The sequence below is a fragment of the Acidovorax sp. WCS2018Noco2-16 genome, from assembly GCF_031843945.1.
Classification (GTDB): Bacteria; Pseudomonadota; Gammaproteobacteria; order Burkholderiales; family Burkholderiaceae_C; genus Paracidovorax.
The window spans coordinates 340,878-364,069 of sequence record NZ_JAVTJJ010000001.1 but is presented as its reverse complement, the minus strand read 5'-3'; the positions used below and the strand labels follow the sequence as shown (position 1 = coordinate 364,069).

11 protein-coding genes and 2 pseudogenes are annotated in these 23,192 nt (G+C 63.8%); 9 read left to right on the top strand and 4 right to left on the bottom strand.

Translation table 11 applies throughout. From position 1 onward, the window contains the following. Positions 1–65 precede the first annotated feature (65 nt). Both RQI28_RS01605 and RQI28_RS01600 read right to left on the bottom strand, forming a co-directional pair. Positions 66–692 (bottom strand): response regulator transcription factor, encoded by a 627-nt coding sequence (locus tag RQI28_RS01605; RefSeq protein WP_311220844.1) that lies wholly within the window; start codon positions 690–692, stop codon positions 66–68. Continuing rightward, positions 689–3,244: a PAS domain S-box protein gene (locus tag RQI28_RS01600; RefSeq protein WP_311220843.1), complete on the bottom strand. Its 2,556-nt coding sequence runs from the start codon at positions 3,242–3,244 to the stop codon at positions 689–691. Before RQI28_RS01600 ends, RQI28_RS01605 begins: the two co-directional genes overlap by 4 nt. 205 nt (positions 3,245–3,449) lie before the next feature. Between RQI28_RS01600 and aceE the strand changes: the two genes are divergently transcribed. The 7 genes and pseudogenes from aceE (at position 3,450) to RQI28_RS01565 (ending at position 17,056) form a co-directional block, all read left to right on the top strand. Beyond that, positions 3,450–6,173 carry a pyruvate dehydrogenase (acetyl-transferring), homodimeric type gene (gene aceE / locus RQI28_RS01595; RefSeq protein WP_311220842.1) on the top strand — a complete coding sequence of 908 codons (2,724 nt, stop codon included), beginning with the start codon at positions 3,450–3,452 and terminating at the stop codon, positions 6,171–6,173. Positions 6,174–6,194: 21 nt separating this feature from the next. Then, positions 6,195–7,868: a dihydrolipoyllysine-residue acetyltransferase gene (aceF, locus tag RQI28_RS01590; protein WP_311220841.1), complete on the top strand. Its 1,674-nt coding sequence runs from the start codon at positions 6,195–6,197 to the stop codon at positions 7,866–7,868. A gap of 95 nt (positions 7,869–7,963) precedes the next feature. Further along, positions 7,964–9,826 carry a dihydrolipoyl dehydrogenase gene (lpdA, locus tag RQI28_RS01585; protein WP_311220840.1) on the top strand — a complete coding sequence of 621 codons (1,863 nt, stop codon included), beginning with the start codon at positions 7,964–7,966 and terminating at the stop codon, positions 9,824–9,826. 221 nt (positions 9,827–10,047) lie between these two features. Next, complete coding sequence (locus RQI28_RS01580) at positions 10,048–11,469, top strand: aspartate kinase (RefSeq protein WP_311220839.1); 1,422 nt, start codon at positions 10,048–10,050, stop codon at positions 11,467–11,469. Positions 11,470–11,744: 275 nt separating this feature from the next. Beyond that, a pseudogene (locus tag RQI28_RS01575) lies at positions 11,745–12,201 on the top strand (substrate-binding domain-containing protein); the annotation flags it as partial. A gap of 232 nt (positions 12,202–12,433) precedes the next feature. Beyond that, positions 12,434–15,166 (top strand): DEAD/DEAH box helicase family protein, encoded by a 2,733-nt coding sequence (locus tag RQI28_RS01570; protein ID WP_311220838.1) that lies wholly within the window; start codon positions 12,434–12,436, stop codon positions 15,164–15,166. A 9-nt stretch (positions 15,167–15,175) separates the two neighbouring features. Further along, positions 15,176–17,056, top strand: a pseudogene (locus tag RQI28_RS01565) (site-specific DNA-methyltransferase). 139 nt (positions 17,057–17,195) lie between these two features. Here the strand turns inward: RQI28_RS01565 and RQI28_RS01560 are convergent. Together RQI28_RS01560 and RQI28_RS01555 are read right to left on the bottom strand one after the other, a co-directional pair. Beyond that, positions 17,196–18,716, bottom strand: coding sequence for a TIGR01777 family oxidoreductase (locus tag RQI28_RS01560; protein WP_311220837.1), 1,521 nt, complete (start codon positions 18,714–18,716; stop codon positions 17,196–17,198). Between the two features lie 12 nt (positions 18,717–18,728). Beyond that, on the bottom strand, positions 18,729–19,490 hold the full coding sequence (locus tag RQI28_RS01555) for a DUF4166 domain-containing protein (protein WP_311220836.1): 762 nt from the start codon (positions 19,488–19,490) through the stop codon (positions 18,729–18,731). A 201-nt stretch (positions 19,491–19,691) separates the two neighbouring features. On the opposite strand from RQI28_RS01555, the gene RQI28_RS01550 reads away from it, so the two are divergent. Both RQI28_RS01550 and RQI28_RS01545 read left to right on the top strand, forming a co-directional pair. After that, a complete protein-coding gene (locus tag RQI28_RS01550; RefSeq protein WP_311220835.1) occupies positions 19,692–21,572 on the top strand; it encodes a HAMP domain-containing sensor histidine kinase in 1,881 nt (626 codons plus the stop codon). Next, a complete protein-coding gene (locus tag RQI28_RS01545; RefSeq protein WP_311220834.1) occupies positions 21,569–23,032 on the top strand; it encodes a sigma-54 dependent transcriptional regulator in 1,464 nt (487 codons plus the stop codon). The genes RQI28_RS01550 and RQI28_RS01545 overlap by 4 nt, the downstream gene beginning before the upstream one ends. Positions 23,033–23,192: the final 160 nt, after the last annotated feature.

Below are 23,192 nucleotides of genomic sequence, written 5' to 3'. Positions count from 1 at the left end.
CGTCTAGCGCTTTGTTTATGAGCGCAGACAGCTATCAGAATGAGAGCAAGCGAGGCCGTGGTCGTTCAAGCCTTCGGGGCGTTCTGTCCCAGCGCAATCTTCAGCAGGTCGGCCACGGTATTGGCGCCCAGCTTTTCCATGATGTTGGCGCGGTGCGCCTCGACGGTCTTGATGCTGATGCCCAGGTCGTCGGCAATCTGCTTGTTCAGGCGGCCGGCGACGATGCGTTCGAGCACCTGCGCCTCGCGGCTGGTGAGCTTGGAGAGCAGGGCGTCTCGGCTGGCGGCCTGCTGGTAGCCGGCGAAGGCTTCGCGGGCGTGGTCCAGCATGCGTTCGACCAAGCCAACCAGCTCTTCTTCATTGAAGGGCTTCTGAATGAAGTCGAGCGCACCCTTCTTCATCGTGTTGACGGCCATGGGCACGTCGCCATGGCCGGTGATGAAGACGATGGGCAGGGGCGACTTGCGCTCGAGCAGCCGGTCTTGCAGTTCAAGCCCCGTCATGCCGCCCATGCGGATGTCCACGATCAGGCAGGCGACTTCGCGCGGGTCGTAGCGTGACAGGAAGGATTCGGCCGAATCAAAGCAGCGTACGCGGTAGTCCTTGCCCTCGAGCAACCATTGCAGGGAATCGCGCACGGCTTCGTCGTCATCAACGACGTAGACCGTGCCTTTTTTCGGAATCAAGCTCATGCAGTCGTCCTTGGGTTGGGCGTGTTTGCTACTGAATTCGTAGTGGCATCCGCAGGCTGGGCCAGCGGTAGCCAGAAGGAGAACCGGCAGCCGGTTACATCTGTTCCATTGTAGATGTTCTCAGCCTGCATCCTGCCCTGGTGAGACTCGACGATGCTGCGGCAGAGGTTCAGGCCCATGCCCATGCCTTCTTGCTTGGTCGAATAGAACGCTTCGAACAGATGTTCCAGCACTTCAGGTGCCAAACCCTTGCCGGTGTCCTGCACTGAAAACTCGATCACGTCGCGCCCCTCGATGTTGCGGGGCACTACCCGCAACTCCACGCTGCGACCAGAGGGCGGTCGCTGTGCGTACGCAATGGATTCGGCGCCGTTTTTCATCAGGTTGACCAGCACCTGCTCGATCAGGATGGTGTCGACCATCACCTTGGGCAGCCGAGCGGCAACGTAGTGCGACAGCCGCACGTTGTGGCGGCGCAGTTCGATGTCGGCCAGTTCCACCGCCTCGCTCACCATGCCGGGCACGTCCGCCAGCGCGCGGTTGGGCTCGCTGCGCTTCACGAAGGCGCGAATGCGCTGGATGATCTGCCCGGCCCGCTGGGCCTGGTGCGCCGTCTTCTGCAAGGCAAACAGCAGCGCTTCCTCTGTGATCTGCCCGTTCTGTATGCGCGTGACCATGCCGCTGCAATAGTTGCTGATGGCCGTGAGCGGCTGGTTGAGTTCATGCGCCACGCTGGACGCCATCTCGCCCATGGTGATCAGCCTGCTAACCGACTGCGCGCGCTCGGCCTGGCGGGCGGCCTGTTCCTCTGCCTGGCGGCGGGGCGTGATGTCGGTGGCGATCACCATCTGCGCCAGGCGGCCGTCCACCCAGTTCAGGTAGCGCGAGCGCACTTCCAGCCATTTTCCCAGGTCAGGCAGGTAGATCTCCGCGTTTTCAGACCGGGCGCTGGTCAGCGTGTCGGTAGGCAAACCCATCAGGCCGTCTTCGTCGTCCATGCTCGATGAATGGCTGGCGTCGGTGCTGGGTAGCACGCCCGCCTGCGCCACCAGTTGCAGGTGGCCGGCAGTCTGGGAGCCGAACCACTGCCGGTAAAGCTTGTTCGCAAACAGCAGCTCTTCGCTGCCCAGCGGCGCCACCGACACCGACGCATCCAGCGATTCCAGCACGATGGTGAAACGTTCGTGCGACGCGGAGAGCTGTTCGCGCACGCGGTTGGGCTCGGTGATATCGGTCATCGACGTCATCCAACCGGTCTGCACGCCGTGCGCGTCGATCAGCGGCGACACATAGAGGCGCGCGTCAAACAGCGTGCCGCTGCGGCGTTTGACCCGCACCTGAAACCCGCCCGCAAAGTGCTTGCCCGACATTTCATCGCGCAGCTTGGCGCGCAGCGCCTCGTGGTCCGATTCGGGCCAGTAAATATAGGGCGGCAACTGGCCCACCAGTTCGGCCTCGCTCCACCCTGTCATCTGGCAGAAAGCGGCATTCACATAGGTGATGCGCCCCTGCATGTCCAGCGCCCGCATGCCCGTGAGGATGGAGTTTTCCATCGCGCGGCGGAAGTTGGTTTCGGCCACCACGGCCTGCTGCGCCTGCATGCGGCGGCGCGTGTGACGCCAAGTGGCGATCAGCAGCCAGGCGGTCATGGCACTGAGCGTCCCCACCAGCCAGAAAAGGCCGCTGCCAACCAGGCCGAGTGACGTGCGATAGGCCTGCGCACGCAAGACCAGCCCGTTGCCGACCGGAGACACCGGCACCTCGTATTCGTTGGCCGGCGCTGGCCAGGGCAGCAGGCCAGCGCTGCGCGGCGCCAGCGGTGTACCAGCCAACACTTGGTTCTTGCCATCGAGCAGCGTGACGGCATAGCGCGCCAGCACCTCGGTCGGGGTGCCGTATCGCAGCAGGCTGTCGATGGAATATTCGCTCATCACCACGCCGGTGAACTTGCCTTGCCCGGCCAGCGGCACCTGCAGCTGCAACAGCGGAGCGCTTTCGCCCGTTGCGCTGTTGGGTTGCGAATAAACAGGTTGCTGCAGGTCGCGTGCCAGGCTGAAGGTGTCTGCCGCGTCGCCAGTTTTCAGCACTTCCCCAGCCACGCGCAGTTGGCTGGTAGGCACCGTGGGCGCTGAATGGCTGGCGCGGATGCGGCGGCGCTCGTCCACCCAGGTGATGACCTGCAATTCAGGGTATTGGCTGATCAGTGCCTCTGCGCGGCTGGAGAAATCCGCACGCTCCAAATCCTGATTGGAAAGGTCGCGCGCGATGCGCATGATCTGTTCCTGCCGCTCCAGCAAACGCAGCCGCACCCGCTGCTGCGCATATTCCACGTCACGCTTGAGGGCTTCCTTTTCGCGCTCGACCTCCTCCGTGCGCAAATACCAGAACGCCGCCACGATGGCCGCAAGAAACATCATCACGGCCGCCAGCGGGGCCACGGCGGCGAAACGGTCTTGCCGCGTGGGCGACAAGCTGCGCCACCACTTGCGCCACCAGCGAGCAGGAGATTTGATGACAGCTACGGGAGCAATGCCTGAGTCCGAGGAATCCATGTGCGGAAGTGTAGGGCGCAGCTCCCCTCAAAAAGGGGGTAAATCACATGGCAGGCACAGCGCCATTTCACGACAAGAAAATATGTGCGTTTGCAGCAAAATGCCGCATTATGAAAATGGAAAGCACGATTTGAAATTGCACTAATTTATGAGAAACTTCGCGCCGATCGTTAATCACCGTCGCACCATCTAGAGGAGACAAGGCATGTCAGAACAGACCGAGCAAAAGGCGGCCAGCGCCACTTCGACCGCCCCCGACACGGATCAGCAGGAGACCCGAGAGTGGTTGGACGCGCTGACTGCTGTGATCGACAAGGAAGGCGCAGAGCGCGCGCATTACCTGATCGAGCAATTGCTCGAACATGCCCGCCAAAGCAGCATCGACACGCCTTTCTCTGCCAACACCGGCTATGTGAACACGCTGGAAGCGAGCCAGGAGGCACGCTGCCCCGGCAACCTCGAAATCGAAGCGCGCCTGCGCGCCTATATGCGATGGAACGCGATGGCGATGGTCGTAAAGGCCAACCGCCACCATCCGCCAGAAGGCGGTGACCTGGGCGGCCACATCGGCTCGTTCGCCTCGCTGGCCAACATGTTCGGCGCCGGCTTCAACCACTTCTGGCATGCCGAGAGCGAAAACCACGGCGGTGACCTGCTGTACATCCAAGGCCACGTATCGCCCGGCATCTACGCCCGCGCCTACCTCGAAGGTCGCCTGACCGAAGACCAGTTGCTCAACTTCCGCCAGGAAGTGGACGGCAAGGGGTTGTCGAGCTACCCGCATCCCAAGCTGATGCCCGAGTTCTGGCAGTTCCCTACCGTGTCGATGGGTCTCGGCCCGCTCATGGCGATCTACCAGGCGCGCTTTCTCAAGTACCTGCACGCCCGCGGCATCGCCAACACCGAAAACCGCAAGGTCTGGGTGTTCTGCGGCGACGGCGAAATGGACGAGGTCGAATCGCTGGGCGCCATCGGCCTGGCGGCGCGTGAGAACCTCGATAACCTGATCTTCGTCATCAACTGCAACCTGCAGCGCCTGGACGGCCCGGTGCGCGGCAACGGCAAGATCATCCAGGAGCTGGAAGGCGAATTCCGCGGCTCCGGCTGGAACGTCGTCAAACTGCTCTGGGGCAAGGGTTGGGACGACCTGCTGGCGCGCGACAAGGACGGCGCGCTGCGCAAGATCATGATGGAGTGCAACGACGGGGACTACCAGTCGTTCAAGGCCAATGACGGTGCCTATGTGCGCAAGAACTTCTTCGGCCGCGATCCGCGCACGCTGAAGATGGTCGAGCACATGAGCGACGACGAGATCTGGAACCTGCGCCGTGGCGGCCACGACGCGCAGAAGGTCTACGCGGCCTTCTCTGCAGCCAACGAGCACAAGGGCCAGCCCACCGTGCTGCTGGTCAAGACCGTCAAGGGCTTCGGCATGGGCAAGATCGGTGAAGGCAAGAACACCGTCCACCAGACCAAGAAGCTGGGCGACGAAGACATCAAAGCCTTCCGCGACCGTTTCAACATTCCGATTCCGGACAGCCAGATCGCCGAGCTGCCGTTCTACAAGCCAGCCGACGACACGCCTGAAATGAAGTACCTGCACGAGCGCCGCAAGGCCCTCGGCGGCTATTTGCCCAAGCGCCGCGTGAAGGCTGACGAGAGCTTCACCGTGCCTGCGCTGGAGACCTTCAAAGCCATCACCGATCCGACGCCCGAAGGCCGTGAAATCTCCACCACGCAAGCTTACGTGCGCTTTCTTACGCAGCTGCTGCGCGACCAGGCTCTGGGCCCGCGCGTGGTGCCCATCCTGGTGGACGAGGCGCGTACCTTCGGCATGGAAGGCCTGTTCCGCCAGATCGGCATCTACAACCCCCATGGTCAGCAGTACACCCCGGTCGACAAGGACCAGGTCATGTACTACAAGGAGGACAAGGCCGGCCAGATCCTGCAAGAGGGCATCAACGAAGCCGGCGGCATGAGCAGCTGGATCGCAGCCGCCACGTCCTACAGCACCAACAACCGCATCATGGTGCCGTTCTACGTGTACTACTCGATGTTCGGCTTCCAGCGCATCGGCGATCTGGCCTGGGCTGCGGGCGACATGCAGGCTCGCGGCTTCCTGCTGGGCGGCACGTCCGGCCGCACGACGCTGAACGGCGAAGGCCTGCAGCACGAAGACGGCCACAGCCACATCCTGGCGAACACCATCCCGAACTGCGTGAGCTACGACCCGACCTTCGCCCACGAAGTCGCGGTGATCATGCATGACGGCATGAAGCGCATGGTCGAGCGCCAGGAAAACGTCTTCTACTACCTGACGCTGCTCAACGAGAACTACCCCATGCCCGGCCTGCAGCCCGGCACGGAAGAGCAGATCATCAAGGGCATGTACCTGTGCAAGCAGGCACCGGCCCTCAAGAAGGACGCTCCGACCGTCCAACTGCTGGGCAGCGGCACCATCCTGCGTGAATCGTTCTTCGCGCAAGAGCTGCTGGAAAAGGACTGGGGCGTGGCCGCATCCGTATGGAGCTGCCCGAGCTTCAACGAACTGACCCGCGACGGCCAGGAAGCCGACCGTTGGAACCTGCTGCACCCCACCGACGCACCCCGCGTGTCGTACGTGGAAGAGCAACTGGCCAAGACGACAGGCCCCGTGGTCGCCTCCACCGACTACATGAAGGCGTACGCCGAGCAGATCCGTCCTTTCATTCCCAAGGGCCGCACGTACAAGGTGCTTGGCACCGACGGCTTTGGCCGCAGCGACTTCCGCTCCAAGCTGCGCGAGCACTTCGAGATCAACCGCCACTACATCGTGGTCGCCGCGCTCAAGGGCCTGGCCGAAGACGGCGTGCTGCCAGCGTCGAAGGTGGCCGAGGCCATCAAGAAGTACGGCATCAACGCCGACAAGATCAACCCGCTGTACGCATAACCCACTGCACCGGAGACACACATGGCATTGGTAGATATCAAGGTCCCGGACATCGGGGATTTCGACGAAGTGGGCGTGATCGAATTGCTGGTCAAGCCGGGCGATACGGTCAAGGCCGAGCAGTCGCTCATCACCGTCGAATCGGACAAGGCATCGATGGAGATTCCTTCGAGCCACGCTGGCACCGTCAAGGAGATCAAGGTCGCCATCGGCGACAAGGTCAAGCAGGGCTCGATCATCGTGGTGGTCGAAGCGGCCGAAGCCGGTGGTTCTGATTCAAAAGAGGCTCCAGCGCCCGCTGCACAAGCGCCAGCTGCTAGCAAAACAGAAGCGCCTGCCACCGCAGCAGCACCAGCGCCGGCTGAGGCACCCGCTTCTGCAGGCCCGCTGGAAGTGCGCATTCCCGACATCGGCGACTTCAAGGACGTGGCCGTCATTGAGCTGCTGGTGAAGGTCGGCGACACGGTGAAGGTCGAGCAGTCGCTCTTCACCGTTGAGTCCGACAAGGCTTCTATGGAGATTCCGTCGCCCGCCGCTGGCGTGGTGAAGGAATTGAAAGTGAAGATCGGCGACACGGTCAACGTGGGCGACTTCGTGGCCGTGCTCGAGGCTGCCGCAGGTGCGCCCGCCCCGGCGCCGGCTGCAGCGCCGGCCCCAGCCGCACAGGCCGCCGCTGCTGCGCCCGCACCGGCGCAAGCCTCTGCGCCTGCACCTGTTGCAGCCGCCGTGCCGGCCCACCAGCCGGGCACGCCCACGGCCGGCCTGCCGCATGCCAGCCCGTCGGTGCGCAAGTTCGCCCGCGAACTCGGCGTGCCGATCGAAGAGGTCAAGGGCACCGGCCCCAAGGGCCGCATCACGCAGGACGACGTGCAGGGCTTCACCAAGCAGGTGATGGCCGGCGCCGTGCAGACCAAGGCGCAGGCCGCCAAGGCCCCAGCCGGTGGTGGTGGATCGGGCGTGGGCCTGGACTTGCTGCCCTGGCCGAAGGTGGACTTCACCAAGTTCGGCACGGTGGAGCGCAAGGATCTGTCGCGCATCAAGAAGATCAGCGGCGCCAACCTGCACCGCAACTGGGTGATGATTCCGCACGTCACCAACAACGACGAGGCCGACATCACCGAGCTGGAAGCCTTCCGCGTCTCCACCAACAAGGAGAACGAGAAGTCCGGCGTGAAGGTGACCATGCTCGCCTTCGTCATCAAGGCCGTGGTGGCCGCGCTGAAGAAATTCCCCGAGTTCAACGCCAGCCTGGACGGCGACACGCTCGTCTACAAGCAGTACTACAACGTCGGCTTTGCGGCGGACACGCCCAATGGCCTGGTGGTGCCGGTGCTCAAAGATGCCGACAAGAAGGGCATCATCCAGATCAGCCAGGAAATGGGCGAGCTGGCCAAGAAGGCCCGCGACGGCAAGCTCGGCGGCGCCGACATGCAGGGCGGCTGCATGTCGATCAGCTCGCTGGGCGGCATCGGCGGCACGCACTTCACGCCCATCATCAACGCGCCTGAAGTGGCCATCCTCGGCCTCTCCAAGGGCCAGATGAAGCCGGTGTGGGACGGCAAGCAGTTCGTGCCGCGCCTGGTGCTGCCACTGTCGCTGTCGTATGACCACCGCGTGATCGACGGCGCCAGCGCCGCGCGTTTCAACGCCTTCCTGGGTCAGGTGCTGGCGGATTACCGTCGCATCCTGCTGTAAAGGAGCACGCATGAACCCCCAAGCTCATATTCATTCGCTGCCCCCCAAGGGGGCGCATGCCTCCCTTGAGGCGGCTCGGCAGGAGGCATGACGATATGGCAGTAATTGATATCAAGGTTCCGGACATCGGCGACTTCGCCGAAGTGGGCGTGATCGAAGTGCTGGTAAAGCCCGGCGACACCATCAAGGTGGAGCAAAGCCTTATCACCGTCGAGTCCGACAAGGCATCGATGGAGATTCCCTCCAGCCACGCCGGCGTGGTCAAAGAGGTGAAGGTGAAGATCGGCGACAAGATCGCTGAAGGCGGCGTGGTGCTGACGCTGGAGGCTGCCGACACAGCCGCTGCGCCGGCCCCAGCTGCAGCACCTGCACCTGCACCGGCATCTGCACCAACATCTGAGTCAAAACAGGCTCCAGCGCCCGTTGCACAAGCGCCGGCAGCTCCTAAAATAGAAGCAGCCAGCTTCGGCGGCAGTGCCGACATCGACTGCGATGTGGTGGTGCTGGGCGGTGGCCCTGGCGGCTACAGCGCCGCATTCCGCGCGGCCGACCTGGGCTTGAAGGTCGTCATCGTCGAGCGCTACGCCACGCTGGGCGGCGTGTGCCTGAACGTGGGTTGCATCCCATCGAAGGCGCTGCTGCACGTGGCCGCCGTGATCGACGAAGCCAGCCATCTGAAAGATGCCGGCATTGACTTCGGCACGCCGCAGATCAACGTGGACACGCTGCGCGGCCACAAGGAAAAGGTCATCGGCAAGCTGACCGGCGGCCTGGCCGCCATGGCCAAGATGCGCAAGGTGACCACCGTGCGCGGCTACGGCAGCTTCGTGGGCGCCAACCACCTCGAGGTGGAAGAAACCAGCGGCGGCGCGCAGGAAAAGACCGGTGCCAAGAAGGTCATCGCCTTCAAAAACGCCATCATCGCCGCCGGCTCGCAGGCCGTGCGCCTGCCGTTCATGCCCGACGATCCACGCGTGGTCGACTCCACCGGCGCGCTGGCGCTGCAGGGCGTTCCCAAGCGCATGCTGATTCTGGGCGGCGGAATCATCGGCCTGGAAATGGGCACGGTGTATTCCACGCTGGGCGCGCGCCTCGATGTGGTCGAGATGATGGACGGCCTGATGCAGGGCGCCGACCGCGACCTGGTGAAGATCTGGCAGAAGATGAACGCCAAGCGCTTCGACAACATCATGCTCAAGACCAAGACGGTGGGGGCCAAGGCCACGCCCGAAGGCATCGAGGTGACGTTTGCCGCAGCGGAAGAGGGCGGCACCGCCCCCGCGCCGCAGGTCTACGACCTGGTGCTGCAGGCCGTGGGCCGCACGCCCAACGGCAAGAAGATCGCAGCGGAAAAGGCCGGCGTCTCGGTCACCGACCGTGGCTTCATCAACGTCGACATCCAGATGCGCACCAACGTGCCGCACATCTTCGCCATCGGCGACGTCGTGGGCCAGCCGATGCTGGCGCACAAGGCGGTGCATGAGGCGCACGTGGCGGCCGAGGTCATCGCCGGCGAGATCCAGGGCAACAAGGAGCTGGCATCCGCCGCCTTCAACGCCCGCGTGATCCCGAGCGTCGCGTACACCGACCCCGAAGTGGCATGGGTGGGCCTGACCGAAGACCAGGCCAAGGCGCAGGGCATCAAGGTCAAGAAGGGCTTGTTCCCCTGGAACGCCTCCGGCCGCGCCATCGCCAACGGCCGCGACGAAGGCGTCACCAAGCTGCTTTTCGACGATTCACCCGAGGCCCACGGCCACGGCAAGATCCTGGGCGGCGGCATCGTGGGCACGCACGCCGGCGACATGATCGGCGAGATCGCCCTGGCGATTGAGATGGGCGCGGACGCGGTGGATATCGGCAAGACGATCCACCCGCACCCCACGCTGGGCGAAAGCATCGGCATGGCGGCGGAGATTGCGCACGGCAGTTGCACCGACGTGCCACCGCAGCGCAAGTAACGAGCCCATCGACAACAGGACGCCGGCAACCCCAACAGGACAAGCGCCATAGCAGCCGGCCAGAAGTCGGCGGCGCCAGCCCTGGGGGTGGGCGATCCCGTCGGGCGCCCGCCAAGGTGCTCCCCAAAAAGTAAAGGAAAATACCGGGTTGGCTGCAGTGCTCACTAGAGCAGCGGCTCTTCCCGGCCCTTTCCCTTTTGTTTGCTCCCCTCTGCCTGTCCATGCAAGACGTTCAAAACTCCAAGATCTCTGTCGAGAAGATCGGCGGCACTTCCATGACCGCCTTTGGCGATGTGCTGCGTCACATCGTGCTGCACGATCCCCAGCGCATTAACGGCCGGGTTTACGTCGTGTCTGCGTATTCGGGCGTGACCAACCAACTGCTGGAGCACAAGAAAACGGGCGAGCGAGGCATCTACGCGCTGTTTGCCGAAGGCAACGGCTACCAGGATGCGCTGACCAACCTGGCAGCCAGCCTCAAAAAGATCAACGCCGGCTATGCCGATCTGCGCTTGCCGCTGGACGTGGCCGATGCCTTCATCGACCAGCGTATCGGTCAGGCGCGCGAGTACCTGGGCGCCATGCAGCACGTGCTGGCCAGCGGCTACCTGAGCCGCAAGGATGTGCTGCTGGCCGCGCGCGAAGTGCTGGCCTCCATCGGCGAGTCGCACAGCGCATTCAACTCGGTCGAGATCCTCAAGGCCAACGGCGTCAATGCCGTGCTGATGGACCTGGCCGGCTTTGACGACAACGAGGCCTGGACCATTGACGAGCGCATTGCCCACAGCTTCAAGGGCCTGGACCTGAGCAACAAGGTGGTGGTGGCCACCGGCTACACCAAGGGCACCGAAGGCATCATGCGCGAGTTCGACCGCGGCTACTCCGAGGTCACCTTCAGCAAGATCGCGGTCGAGGTGCGCCCCGTCGAGGCCGTGATCCACAAGGAATTCCATCTGTCGTCCGCCGACCCCAACCTGGTGGGCCTGGAAAACGCCATCGTGGTGGGCGCCACCAACTACGACGTGGCCGACCAGCTGGCCGACGTGGGCATGGAAGCCATCCACCCCAAGGCCGCCAAGCCCATGGAGCTGGCCGGCATCCCCATCCGCTTGAAGAACACGTTCGAGCCCGACCACCCCGGCACGCTGATCACCAAAGACTTTGTGGGCGAGCGTGCCCGCGTGGAGATCGTTACCGGCACCGACAAGGTCACGCTGATCGAGATCCACGACCCCAGCATGGTCGGCACCGTGGGCTTCGACGCTGGACTGATGGACATTTTTTGCAAGCACGGCGTGAGCTACATCCTGAAGGCGACCAACGCCAACTCGATCGCCCACCTGGTGTGGGACAACCAGGCCGCGCGCAATCTGGTGGGTGAATTGCAAGCCCACTACCAACTCGTCACGGTCAAGCCCAGCGCCATCGTCTGCGCCATCGGCTCCAACATCAGCATCCCGGGCGTGCTGGCCAAAGCGGCGCAGGCGCTGGCCGATGCAGAGGTCAACGTCAACTGCGTATCGCAAACCCTGCGGCAGGTGAACATGCAATTCGTGATCGAGCGTGAGGACTACAAGACCGCCATCAAGGCGCTGAACCTGGCGCTGTGCGTGAACTCCGGCGCACCGGTTCCACGCGTGTGACGAGGTCGCGGCAGGCGCGCCGCCCGTCGCCTTAGCGCACACAAGGCGCTTGCGCCAGGCCTGGATGCCAGAACAAGAAGCCCGCCCTGCGCGGGCTTTTTGTCGTCTGGACTAGGTGGACGGATGTGCCGGATCGGCTTGCATGTGTCCACGAAGCAGATTTGCATCAGTTACCAAAGTCCCCAGATTCGCAACCCCCAAAACCGTTCAGGCTGAGCCTGTCGAAGCCCCGCGAGGAGCCGCAACACCATCAGTCGCCGTCAACGCCACGCTCTGTAGGCATGATCGTTGGCTCACAGCACTAACGCGCCTACGCGGAGCGCGAGGCGGGTTTCCTGCTTTTGTTTGAAGAGCCGTTTTCGCTCCTGCAGGCGGTGGGTGTCCCCCGAAGCCCAGAACGACGCCGAACGCAACTACCCCCAAGCCCGCGCGCAGCTGGAGCAGCACGACGACGTGGCGGGCATCTACAACATCGGCGGCGGGACCGAAGGCATTGGCCGGGCGCTGAAAGAGGCCGGGGGAGATCGCAAGATCGTGCTCATCGGCCACGGCCTCACGCCGCATACGCGGTCGCTGCTGATCGACGGGACGATGGACGCGGTCATCACGCAGAACCTGCAGGGCGCGGTGATGAACTGCGTGCGGATTTTTGCCAATCTGAGGGATGGGCGGGAGCCGACCAGCGGGGTGGAGACGACGCGGAGTCAGGTGATATTTCGGGAGAATTTGCCGTACGGTGAGAGCGGGGGCACAGGCTCCTTAGCAGTCCCAAATCCAGGTGGGAAAATGCGTCGATTTACAGGCACCACAGCATTCACCCTGCGTCAGGATTCAGACGCGCACTGCAGGCCTGAAACGCTGCTCAGTACACGGTTGGTGAGCCGAATTTATGGGGAGCGAGGGGGGCCGAAAGAGACCTTTACAAGTGTGATACTCAACTACACGAAGAAAACCTACCAATCGAATGAACCACCTGTTTGAAGCGTTGGCAGTGCATGTCGACGAGTGGCGCAAGACCCGATACGAGTGTCCAGACTTCCCCGCTATCGGTGAAATTCTGGATTTCGCGCTGGAAGACCCGGCTGCCGACCAGTTGCGGTACTTGCGCCGAGCACAGTTCCGGGCGTTGGAAACATATTGGTATCTGCGCTTGCTGTTGAATACTCCGCGCATTCCTGACCTTTATGCCACCCTGTTTCCCAAGCCGAAGGATCGTCGCGAGGCTATGGGCCTGACCTCGCCAGAGTTACTGGAGGCGATGGTTGACGGCGGCGGACTGGAGCCGTTGTTAGAGCGGATCCTTTCTGACAATGCGTTTGTCCGAAAGCACGGGCTTGAAAGCCTGCGAGAGACGATATCACTGGACTACCCCAGCTACATCCTGGCTCTCGCCATGGGCGCGGGCAAGACCATCCTCATGGGCTCCATTGTCGCGACCGAGTTCGCCATGGCGTTGGAGTACCCGGACGGGCCGTTCGTGCAGAACGCACTGGTCTTTGCCCCAGGAAAGACCATCCTCAGTGCCCTGCGGGAACTGGCGGACATCCCGTTTGAGCGTCTGTTGCCTGCCCGCCTGCACAAGCCATTCGCGGCTAGCCTGAAGCTGACCTTTACGCGGGACGGCGACAAGCAAATTCCCATCACCTTGGGCAGCAGCTTTAACGTAATCGTCACCAACACCGAGAAAATCCGCATCCAGAAACCGACTGTGCGCAATGCTGCACAGAGTCGGCTGTTCGCGGGCACGAAGGACGAAGAGGCTACGGCCATGGCTAACCTGCGCCTGCAGGCCATCGCTTCATTGCCGCACCTGGCCGTTTTCTCTGACGAGGCCCACCACACCTACGGCCAGAAGCTGCTGGGCAAGTGGGAGAAGGACAAAGAATCCGGCGAATTGGTATTCAAGGACGACGGCATCAAGAAGGTGCGCCGCACCATCGACTACCTGGCTCAGGAAACCAACCTCATCGTCACCATCAACGCCACCGGCACGCCGTACTTCGAAAGGCAGCCCTTGCGGGACGTGGTGGTCTGGTACGGGCTGGGCGAGGGTATCCGCGATGGTGTGCTGAAAGAGCTGGCCAACGGCATCAAGGTGCTGGAGCTAGGGGACGGTGACGCCGAGCGCATGGTGCAGAGCGTGATTGATGACTTCGTAACGGACTATTGGACCGTTGTGCTGGAGGACGGGGCACCCGCACGCCTGGCCTTGTACTTTCCCAACCTCGAAACCCGCGACGAGTTGCGCCCCAGCATCGAATCCGCACTACTGGCTCACGGCATTGGCCCAGACACTCTGCTGGCAGTGGACAACAAATCCAGCGAGGCGACCCGGCGCAGCTTTGAAGCCGTGGCGCGCGACCCTGCGGCCCCGCATCGCGTGTTGCTGCTGGTCAACATGGGTACAGAGGGGTGGAATTGCCCCAGCCTGTTTGCCTGCGCACTGGTGCGCAAGTTGGCGACCAGCAACAACTTTTTGCTGCAGGCCGCCACCCGATGCCTACGCCAAGTTCCCGGCAATACCAAGCCCGCCCGTGTTTACCTCACTGCCAGCAACAAAAAGACGCTGGAAGACCAGTTGATCGAGACCTACGGCACCAGCCTCAAGGCGCTGGACACCCAGCAGGCCGAGCGGGTTGAAAAGACCATTCACCTGCACAAGCCGCACTTGCCAGCTTTGCTGATCAAGAAGCGCGTGCTTCGCATCCAGCGCAAGGCAGTTCCTGCTGATGTCGCGCCATTGGTATTCACCTTGCCCGATGTGCCTGCACCCGTTGGCCCCGTGGTTCAGACGTGGAGCCCTGTGCTCACCGCCAGCGGCGACACCCGCATGCAACGGCTTGATGCCGCAGACGTGCTGCTGGAGTCGTTCACTCCCTTGCTGGATTGCTACACCGCTGCCGCCCGCCTTGCCGCGTGCCACCACCTGCCCACCACCGAACTGCTGGCCGCACTTCGCCTGGTCTACGAAACGCAGGAAGTGCCCGACCACCACATGGTTGCCCTGGGTCGACAGATTGAGGCGCAGCGCAACCAGTACGAAGAGGCATGGGATGAAATCGAGGTAGCCGTGGCGCTGGTCAAGGCTGATGGCTTTGACCTAACCGAGGTCAACGGCAAGCCGGTCTATACCGCCCGCATCAGCTTTGATAAGAAAAACCAGCACCTCTACAAGACGGCCAACGAGACCGCCGACGCCGCGCACGCCCTGCGTAGCAGCTTCCACTATGAGGGCTACAACTTCGACTCCAACCCCGAAGCCGAGTTTCTGGACTGGACGTTGGGCCTGCTTCAGGCCCACCCCCACCAGATTGAAGGCCTTTGGTTCACGGGCGGCCTCACCGATGCCGGAAAGACCGACCTGCGGGCCGAGTACCTGGGCGACGATCGGCGCTGGCACACCTACACGCCGGACTTCGTGCTGCGCCGTGCAGATGGCAAGCACCTCGTGGTTGAGGTGAAGAACGACAAGCTCAGCCCGGACATTGATGCGGACATGGCCCGCCATGCGTTGGGTGAGGCAGCTCAAACGCTGGAAGGCCGCAAGGCCGTGGCCTTGAAGCGCTGGGAGCAGCTCAACCCTGACCGCCTCAGCTACCACGTCATGTTTGCCGACACCGCCCTGCATGACGCTGGCAAAAAAACCGTGCTGGACTTCATCACAGCCAAAGTAATCGCCGCACCTGCGGCCACCTGATAGACCGTTATGACCGAACAAGACAAGACCAAGAAGAAGCCGACAAATGTAACGGTAGGCCGCGCCAAGGGTCGGCCTATGTTGAGTTGGGTAGGCAAGAAGCCGCTGGGCCATATCACTGCGTTCCCCGCCCAGCATATTGAGCGTTTCAGTGCGGAAGATGCCGCGCACCCGTTGCCCCCGAGTTCAGCCGACTGGTCCAAGTGGCCCAAGGACTTGCCGCAAGGCGGCCTGCTGTATCACGGGGATAACAAGGAGGTTTTGGCGCACCTGCTGGCAAACGGTTTTCGGGGGCAGGTCAAGCTGATCTACATAGACCCGCCGTTTGACAGTGGTGCGGACTACGTGCGGACGGTGAAGTTGCGTGGTGCCAAAGGGACTGTAAAAGTTGAAGGTGAAGACTATGCATTGGGTGAGCAGGTGCAGTACACCGACATCTGGAGCAACGATAACTATCTGCAGTTCATGTACGAGCGGCTATTGATGTTGAAAGAGCTGCTCTCTGACTCTGGGAGTATCTTCCTTCATTGCGACTCCTCAAAGGGGCATTTGCTGCGGCTGCTAATGGAAGAGGTCTTCGGTCAGGACAATGGGGCAAACAAATATTTCAGAAATGAAATCATTTGGTCATATCGTCGCTGGCCATCGAATTCACTCAATTTTCAACAAATGCATGACAGCATTTTTTGGTATACAAAAAGCAATGACAACTCTCATACCTTTCATTAGACCTATGAGGATGCGTCTGAAAGCTACATGAAGCGATTCGGTGGTAAGACTCAAATCTTGGATGAAGGTACTGGTACCCGGAAAATTACCAGCGAAGAAGAAACCAAGGGAATGCCCACAAGAGATGTCTGGGACCTGTCAATAATTGCTGGCTTCAAGGGTGAAAGAACGGGTTATCCAACTCAAAAGCCAATCGAATTACTGGAACGGATTATCAGTAGTTGCAGTAATCCTGGAGACCTGATTTTGGATTGCTTTATTGGTTCGGGAACGACGGCAGATGCAGCCCAAAAGCTCGGCCGACGTTGGATCGGATGCGACATCAATAAGGGCGCAATTCAAACCACTGCCAAACGCCTGCAGGGCGTAATGCAAGAGCAGGGAAGCATCCGTGTCAGTGCATCGCAGGGTGAATTGATCTCCCGAGAGGATGAACCGGCACCGCCCTGCCAGTTGACGTTCGCCACTTGGCGTGTGAACGATTACGACCTGCACATCCAGCACAACGAGGCCGTGGAGCTGGCATGCGAGCACCTGGGCATCACACGCACCCGCACCGACCCGTACTTTGACGGTACGCGCGGCAAGATGCTGGTCAAAATCATCCCCTTGAACCATCCGCTCACGCCGCTGGACTTGGAAGCTCTGCGCACCGAACTCAAGAACCGGCCCGAGGAAGAGCGCGACCTGTTGGTTGTGAGCCTGGGGCAGGAGCACAAGGCACGCGAATGGGTGGAGCACTACAACCACAACCGGCCTATCAACAAAATCCACTTGGTTGAGTTGCGTACTGACCGTAAGGCAGGGGGCTTTATCAAGCACGAGCCGATGTCGGTGCAGGCCAGCGCTCAACGTGAGGGTGACAAGCTGGTAGTGACGATTGCCGACGTGGTTTCGCCAAGCATCATCGCGCGGCTGGACTTGCAAGAAGGCATTTTCCGGGCGCAGATACCGGACTGGCGTGCAGTGGTGGACTGCATTCTCATTGACGCGGATCACGATGGAACCGTTTTCAACGTGACTCTGGCTGATGTGCCCGAGCGGAAGCAAGACCTTGTGGCTGGACGCTATGAGTTGGCAGCACCGCCGGTGGGGTCAGTTGTTGCCGTGAAAGTCCTCGATATGCTGGGTGAGGAGCGGATCGTCGCGCTGACCGCTTAGCGTGCAAAGGTCGTCCGGCTTGGCTGGGCGCCACCCGTTGCTGCAGAGCGTAAAGCCGATATCTAGCGTGGGCTGTACGCCGGGATGTGACAGCTCGATGCTATTACGTTGATAGCAAGCGGCGCTTGATTAATAAGCGCTAGAGCTCTTTTTGCTGATATTCTGCCGCAGCCAAACCTGCTTCACGTCTGTCAGGCTCTGCAAGGTCTGCCAGCGCACCACTCAACTGCGGGTGCACAAACCGATATCCCTGAACCAGCGCTTTACGTGGCACTGCGTTCTGCCCGTCCAGCAGCAGAGTAGCCATTTCCCCCAATAAGGTTCTAAGCGGCAACCCTGGCATGCGCAGCCAAGCACGCCTCCCAAGCGATGCAGCCAGGGCCTGCGCAAACTGGGCCTGCGTCACCGCCTCAGGCGCCACGGCATTGATGGGGCCTTGCACAGCGTTGTGCGCCATTGCAAACCGCACCAGGCTCACCGCGTCAGCCAGATGAATCCACGGAGCAGGCTGGCGCCCATGCCCCAGCGCGGCCCCAAGGCCCAGACGCGCGGCTAGCGCCTGCATTGGGTAAGCGCCACCCCCATGCCCCAGCACCACGCCAAACCGCATCCGCACCACCCGCACCCCCAGGGCTTCGGCCCTCCGCGCTTCGTGTTCGATGGCGGCGCACAGGTCGGACTGGAACTCGCCCGGGCGGGGTGGGGCGGTTTCGTCCAAGGGCTCCATCGACGCGTTGGGCGATGCGCCGTAGAAGCCGACGGCCGATGCGCTGACCAGCACACGCGGGGCCTTGTGCAGGCGCCGCATCAGGCTGACGACGGCCACGGTGGTGTCCACCCGGCTGGCCAGCAGTTGGCGTCTGCGCGCCTGGGTCCATGGCATGCCCAGCACGCGGGCGCCTGCCAGGTTGACCACTGCGTCGATGGTCGTTTCGGACGGGATGGCGTCCAGTGTGTCCACCACCCACACGCTGGAGCCAAAGCTGGCGCGGGCCTGCAGGGCGTCGCGGGTCAGCACGATCACCCGCTGGCCGTCGCGCACCAGGTCGGCCACCAGGGCGCTGCCTACAAAGCCGGTGGCGCCGGTGACCAGCGTGGCGGGCTGGGGTTGCAGGCCGTGGGCGTGCAGGGCGCTGGGCGGTGGGGGCTCGGCAGCCATGCGGTAGAGCTGGATGGCGGCCAGCACGTTGCGCACGCTCCACGCCCACACGCCAATGGCGTAGGCGGTGAACAACCACGACACCCAGCCGTGTGGGGCCAGCACCATCGCGGTGGGTTGCTGCACCCAGGCCCACAGCACGGGGGCGATGAGGCCCAGGAAGAGGCCGTAGCTGATGGTGAGCACGGTGTGCAGCACGCGCTCGAACGGTGGCAGGCGGCGGGTGCGGTCTTCTTCCAGAAAGTCGGCCAGCGTGATGACCAGCTCGATCAGCAGAAGGGCCGCCAGCACGGCGGCGAAGGCGCCGCGCCATTCAAACCAGGCCAGGCCGAAGAAGACCACGCCGTAGATGGCCTCGCGCGCGGCGTGCAGCGAAAGTTCGTAGCGCGCCGAGGTGCGGTGTGGCAGGCGCGCTTCCAGTTCGTGGTGCCACAAGTTGTCGAACGCGCCCAGGGCGGCCTGAAAGGAGAGCAGCAGAAAGATGATGTGCATGGCGGTCATGGTGTGAGGCCCTCAGTGGGTAGAAGAACCGGTGGCGAGTGGGGCGGTGCCAACGGGGTTAGCTGGCTCGTCGGCCAGGGTGTCCACCACGGGATCGGTGAACACGCCGGACTGGTGGAAGGTTTCGCCCCACAGCGGGTGCACCATGCTCAGCGTGAAGCGGAACTGGCCTGCGCCCAGGTCGGTGTGGGCGACGCGGCAGGTGCCAGGTGTCAGCAGGGTCGGCACGGGGATGCGCAGGCCTGCCGCCACCCACCAGAAGCGGCGGCTGCGAAACACCAGCGCGCCGTCTTCTTCCACCACGTCCAGCGACATGGCCAGGCCGCCGTCGGTGCGCTCCAGCAGGGTGCCGTCGGCGCCCAGTTCCTTGGTGGATCGGACCGTGCGGTCTGCGTCGTTGCCGTTGTGGGTGCTGCTACCGCTGCCGTTTTGTGTGTCCACGCCGGTGTGAAAGCGCCGCTCCCACACCACGCCGCCGCGCCCGTTGTGGCTGACGTTCACCGTTGCCGGCATGGCGGTGGTGTTGATGTGGGTCAGCGGGCCTCCCCAGGGCCGGGTGAGCGCGGCGTATAGGTGGCCGATCAGCGAGCAGCGCAGGTTCAGGTGGCCTTGGTAGCTGACGTCGGCATGGGCGGTGCCAAAGCGGCGTTGCACGGCGGCGGGCAAGCGGGCCCAGGCTGCGGCGCCGGCCAGGGCGCGCAGGTCCAACACCGCGTCCAGGTGCGTTGGGTTGGCGGTGCAGTGGCGGGGCGCTGGGCTGAAAAGGGCAAACATGGCGGGCTTTGCAAGAGTGGCAGTTGCACTCTCTATTGCGAAACCCGGGCCAGCCTGTGTGGCCGCTGCAAGTGCTTGATTTCATTGGAAATTGCCTGGCGACCTGCATACTTGGTTTACAGTGCTCGCAGCCCTGGCCGTTAACGCCAGGAACAGGTCACCGCCCGGTGTAGCGCCCTCATCACCTCCACCTTTTCGCGCATGCTGATTCACGCCGTCCTCGGGTTTGCCGTTCTTGAAACGCTGGTGCTCGCGGCCCTTTTGCTGGCCTGGGCCGACCGGGTGGCGGGCGCGCGTCTTTTGGCGGCTTTCCTGATCGGTATTTCGGTGTGGATGGTGGGCAACGAGCTGCCCAACTGGCTGGGCCCGCAGACCGAACCGGTGGCCATACGCCTGCTGGCCACGGCTCCGTTCACCTCTGCGCTGTTCTTCCATTTCTGCACGGTGTTTTGCCGGGTCGACCTGGGGCGCTGGGGCGTTGCGGCAGCCTATGGGCTGGGCGGCAGCGCCACGGCGGTGTCCGTCATCCTGGTGCCGGGGCACCTGGTTGCCCATCCCGACATCGGATGGATTGCAGTGGCAGACCCGGTGGGCACGGTGGCCAGCATGGCCTGGGTCATTCTGGGCATTGGCGGCGTGGCGGTGTTGCTGCTGGCCCTGCTGCGCGCGCACCGGTCGGGCGACGGGCAAAAGTTTCGGCAGATTGCCGCCGTCACCGCGTCGTGCCTGTGGGGTTTGTTGTGCTTGGCGGGCTATGGCATTGCGGTGCTGAACTGGCCGATCTACCCGTTTCCGCTGCTGGGCCTGCCGCTGTATTCGTTGATCTTGGTCTACGGCATCCTGCGCTACGGCGTGTTCGTGGCCAACGCCTGGGCGCGCCGTGCGCTGGTGTGGGCGTTGCTGCTGGCGCTGGGGGCCGTGGTGCTGGCGCTCACGCCGCTGCTGCCGTTCGAGTCGCGCTGGCTGGGCGGGCTGGCGGTGGCGGCCAGCGTGCTGGCGCTCAACGGCCCGGTGCGCCGCGTGGCCGAACGGCTGGTTTACCCGGGGGGCGAGGTGTCGATTGCCGACCTGGGTGCCTGGCGCAGCGCGCTGTTGTCGGCAGAGACGCCCGAGGCGCTGTCGCAGCAGGCTGCCATGCTGCTGAGCTCACGCATCGGCACCCAGGTCGAGGTGCACATTGGCGCCCCGGCCGCTGCCTCACCCTCATCAACCGCTTCGCCCCGCGCAGTCATCACGCCGCAGCTGTTGTGCACGCCGGGCGCTTCAGGCTGGCAGACCACTCTGCACGGCTGGGACGCCGCGCCGCCCGGGCCGCGCCACGTGGCCGAGCTGTTTGGCACCGTGGTGGCCGAGGCGGCAGCGCGTGTCGAGCAAGCCCAGCAGTTCGCCGCCCGCGAGCGCGAACGCCAGTTGCAGGCCCGGCTGGCCGAGCTGGGTGCGCTGGCGGCCACCGTCGCCCACGACATTCGCAACCCGCTCAACATCATCTCGATGGCCGTGGCCACCGCGCCCGCCGACACGCGGCGCGAGGTGGCCGACCAAGTGGCGCGCATTGCCAACCTGACGCACGACCTGCTGGACTTTGCCAAGCCCTGGAAGCTGGTGCCCCGTGAGCTGGACCTGGCCGCCCACGTGCGCAACGCGGCCATGCGCCTGCCCGAAGTGAGCTTGGGCGCGGGCCTGGCTCAGCCGCTGCTGCTGCAGGCCGACCCGCGCCGCGTGGACCAGGCGCTGACCAACTTGCTGGAGAACGCGCGCATCGCGATGGCGTCCGGCGCGGTGGAGAGCGATGGTGTCGGCAATGCCGAAACGGCAGCGACGCACAGCCCGGTGCACATCGACGCAGAACGGGTCGACAACGCCGTGCTGCTGCACATCTGCGACGCCGGCCCCGGTGTGCCGGCTGAAATCCGCAGCCGCCTGTTCGAGCCCTTTGCATCGCGCAGCCCGGGCGGCACGGGGCTGGGTCTGGCCATCGTGGCCCGCATCATGGCGGCGCACGGCGGCTCGGTGGCCCTCACCGAGCGGCCGCCGTGGAGCACCTGCTTCACCCTGCGCTTTCCTTTGACGACCCCACCATGAATGCCATGCCGTCCCACACGCCCGACCCCGCAGAACACACGCCGCCCGATACGAAGCCCCAGGCCGATGAGGCGGGAGCCGCACCGGCAGGCGAGCCGAAAAACGGCCACGTGCTGCTGGTGGATGACGAGGCCGCTTTTCAGCGGCTGGGCGGCGCCTTTTTACGCAACCTGGGCCACACCGTCACGCTGGCGGGCGATGGCGAACAAGCTCTGGCGGCCTTTGCCAAACAGCAGCCCGAGCTGGTGCTGCTGGACCTGGCCATGCCGCCCCATATGGACCCGGAAGTCGGGCTGGAGCTGATCCCCCGGTTTGCCAGCGTGCCCGTGGTGGTGTTGACCGGCCACGGAGACCACGCGCTGGCCCTGCGCGCCACCGAACTGGGCGCGTGGGATTTTCTGACCAAGCCCATCGACCCCGACATGCTGCGGTTTGTAGTGGCCCGCGGGCTGCGCAAGGCGCGACTGGATGCGGAGTTGGCCGCGCTGCGTGCAGGGCAGGCGCTGGACGACATGGGGCTGCTGGGGCAGGCGGCGGCCACCGTGCAACTGCGCGCTCTGGTGCGCCGCGTGGCGCCCACGCATGTCAGCGTGCTGGTGCTGGGGCCCACCGGCACCGGCAAGGAACTGGTCGCCCGCGCCTTGCATGCCTGCAGCGCCCGCTGCAAAGAGCCGTTTGTCGCCATCCACTGCGGCGCGTTGTCGGCAGAGCTGCTGGAGAGCGAGCTCTTCGGGCACATGAAGGGCAGCTTCACCGGCGCCTACCGCGACCAGCCCGGCCTGGTCGAAGCCGCGCACGGCGGCACGCTGTTTCTGGACGAGGTCGGTGAAATGCCGCCGCCCATGCAGGTCAAGCTGCTGCGCTTTCTGCAAGAAGGCTCTTTTGTGCCCGTGGGCGGCCGCGTGCCCCAACGCGCCGACACCCGCGTGGTGGCTGCGACGCACCGCGATCTGGAAGCGATGGTGCGCGACGGTACGTTCCGCGAAGACCTGTTTTATCGCCTCAAGGGCGTGGTGCTGCGCACCCCGTCGCTGGCCGAGCGGCCGGCCGACATCCCGCTGCTGGCCACGCGCTTCCTGCACCGCGTGGCCCAACGCGCCAACCTATCGGCCGGTGCGCTGGCGTGGCTGATGGCGCGCGGGTGGCCCGGCAATGTGCGCGAGCTGAAGGCGGTGGTCGAATCTGCCGGGGCTCTGCTGATGCCCGGCCAGCGCGAGGTGGATGCGGAGTTGCTGCAGTTGGCCAGCGGGGATTTGAGCGATGCGCCTGCGAGCTTGACGACGAGCCCGCCGCCGCCCGGCAGTACCGGCCCGCTGGACGCTGCGCTGATGGAACTCGAAGTGCGCATGGTGCGCGACACCCTGGCAGCGGCCGCCGGTAACCAGTCGGAGGCGGCGCGGCGGCTGGGGATTTCTCGCGTGGGCTTGATCAAGAAGCTGACGCGGCTGGGGTTGAAGTGATTTGACGGCTGGGGCCAGCGCAGCTCGGGGCGTTGTTGCCCAGTGGGTCCGAAAGCCTGGCGCCTGCGGTGTCGCCGGCGCATCGCGCCACCGACGCGTGACATTCAGTGCAGCCTGACCGCTGTGGCCGGGCCACCGCAGCGTAACGGGGAGAATCACC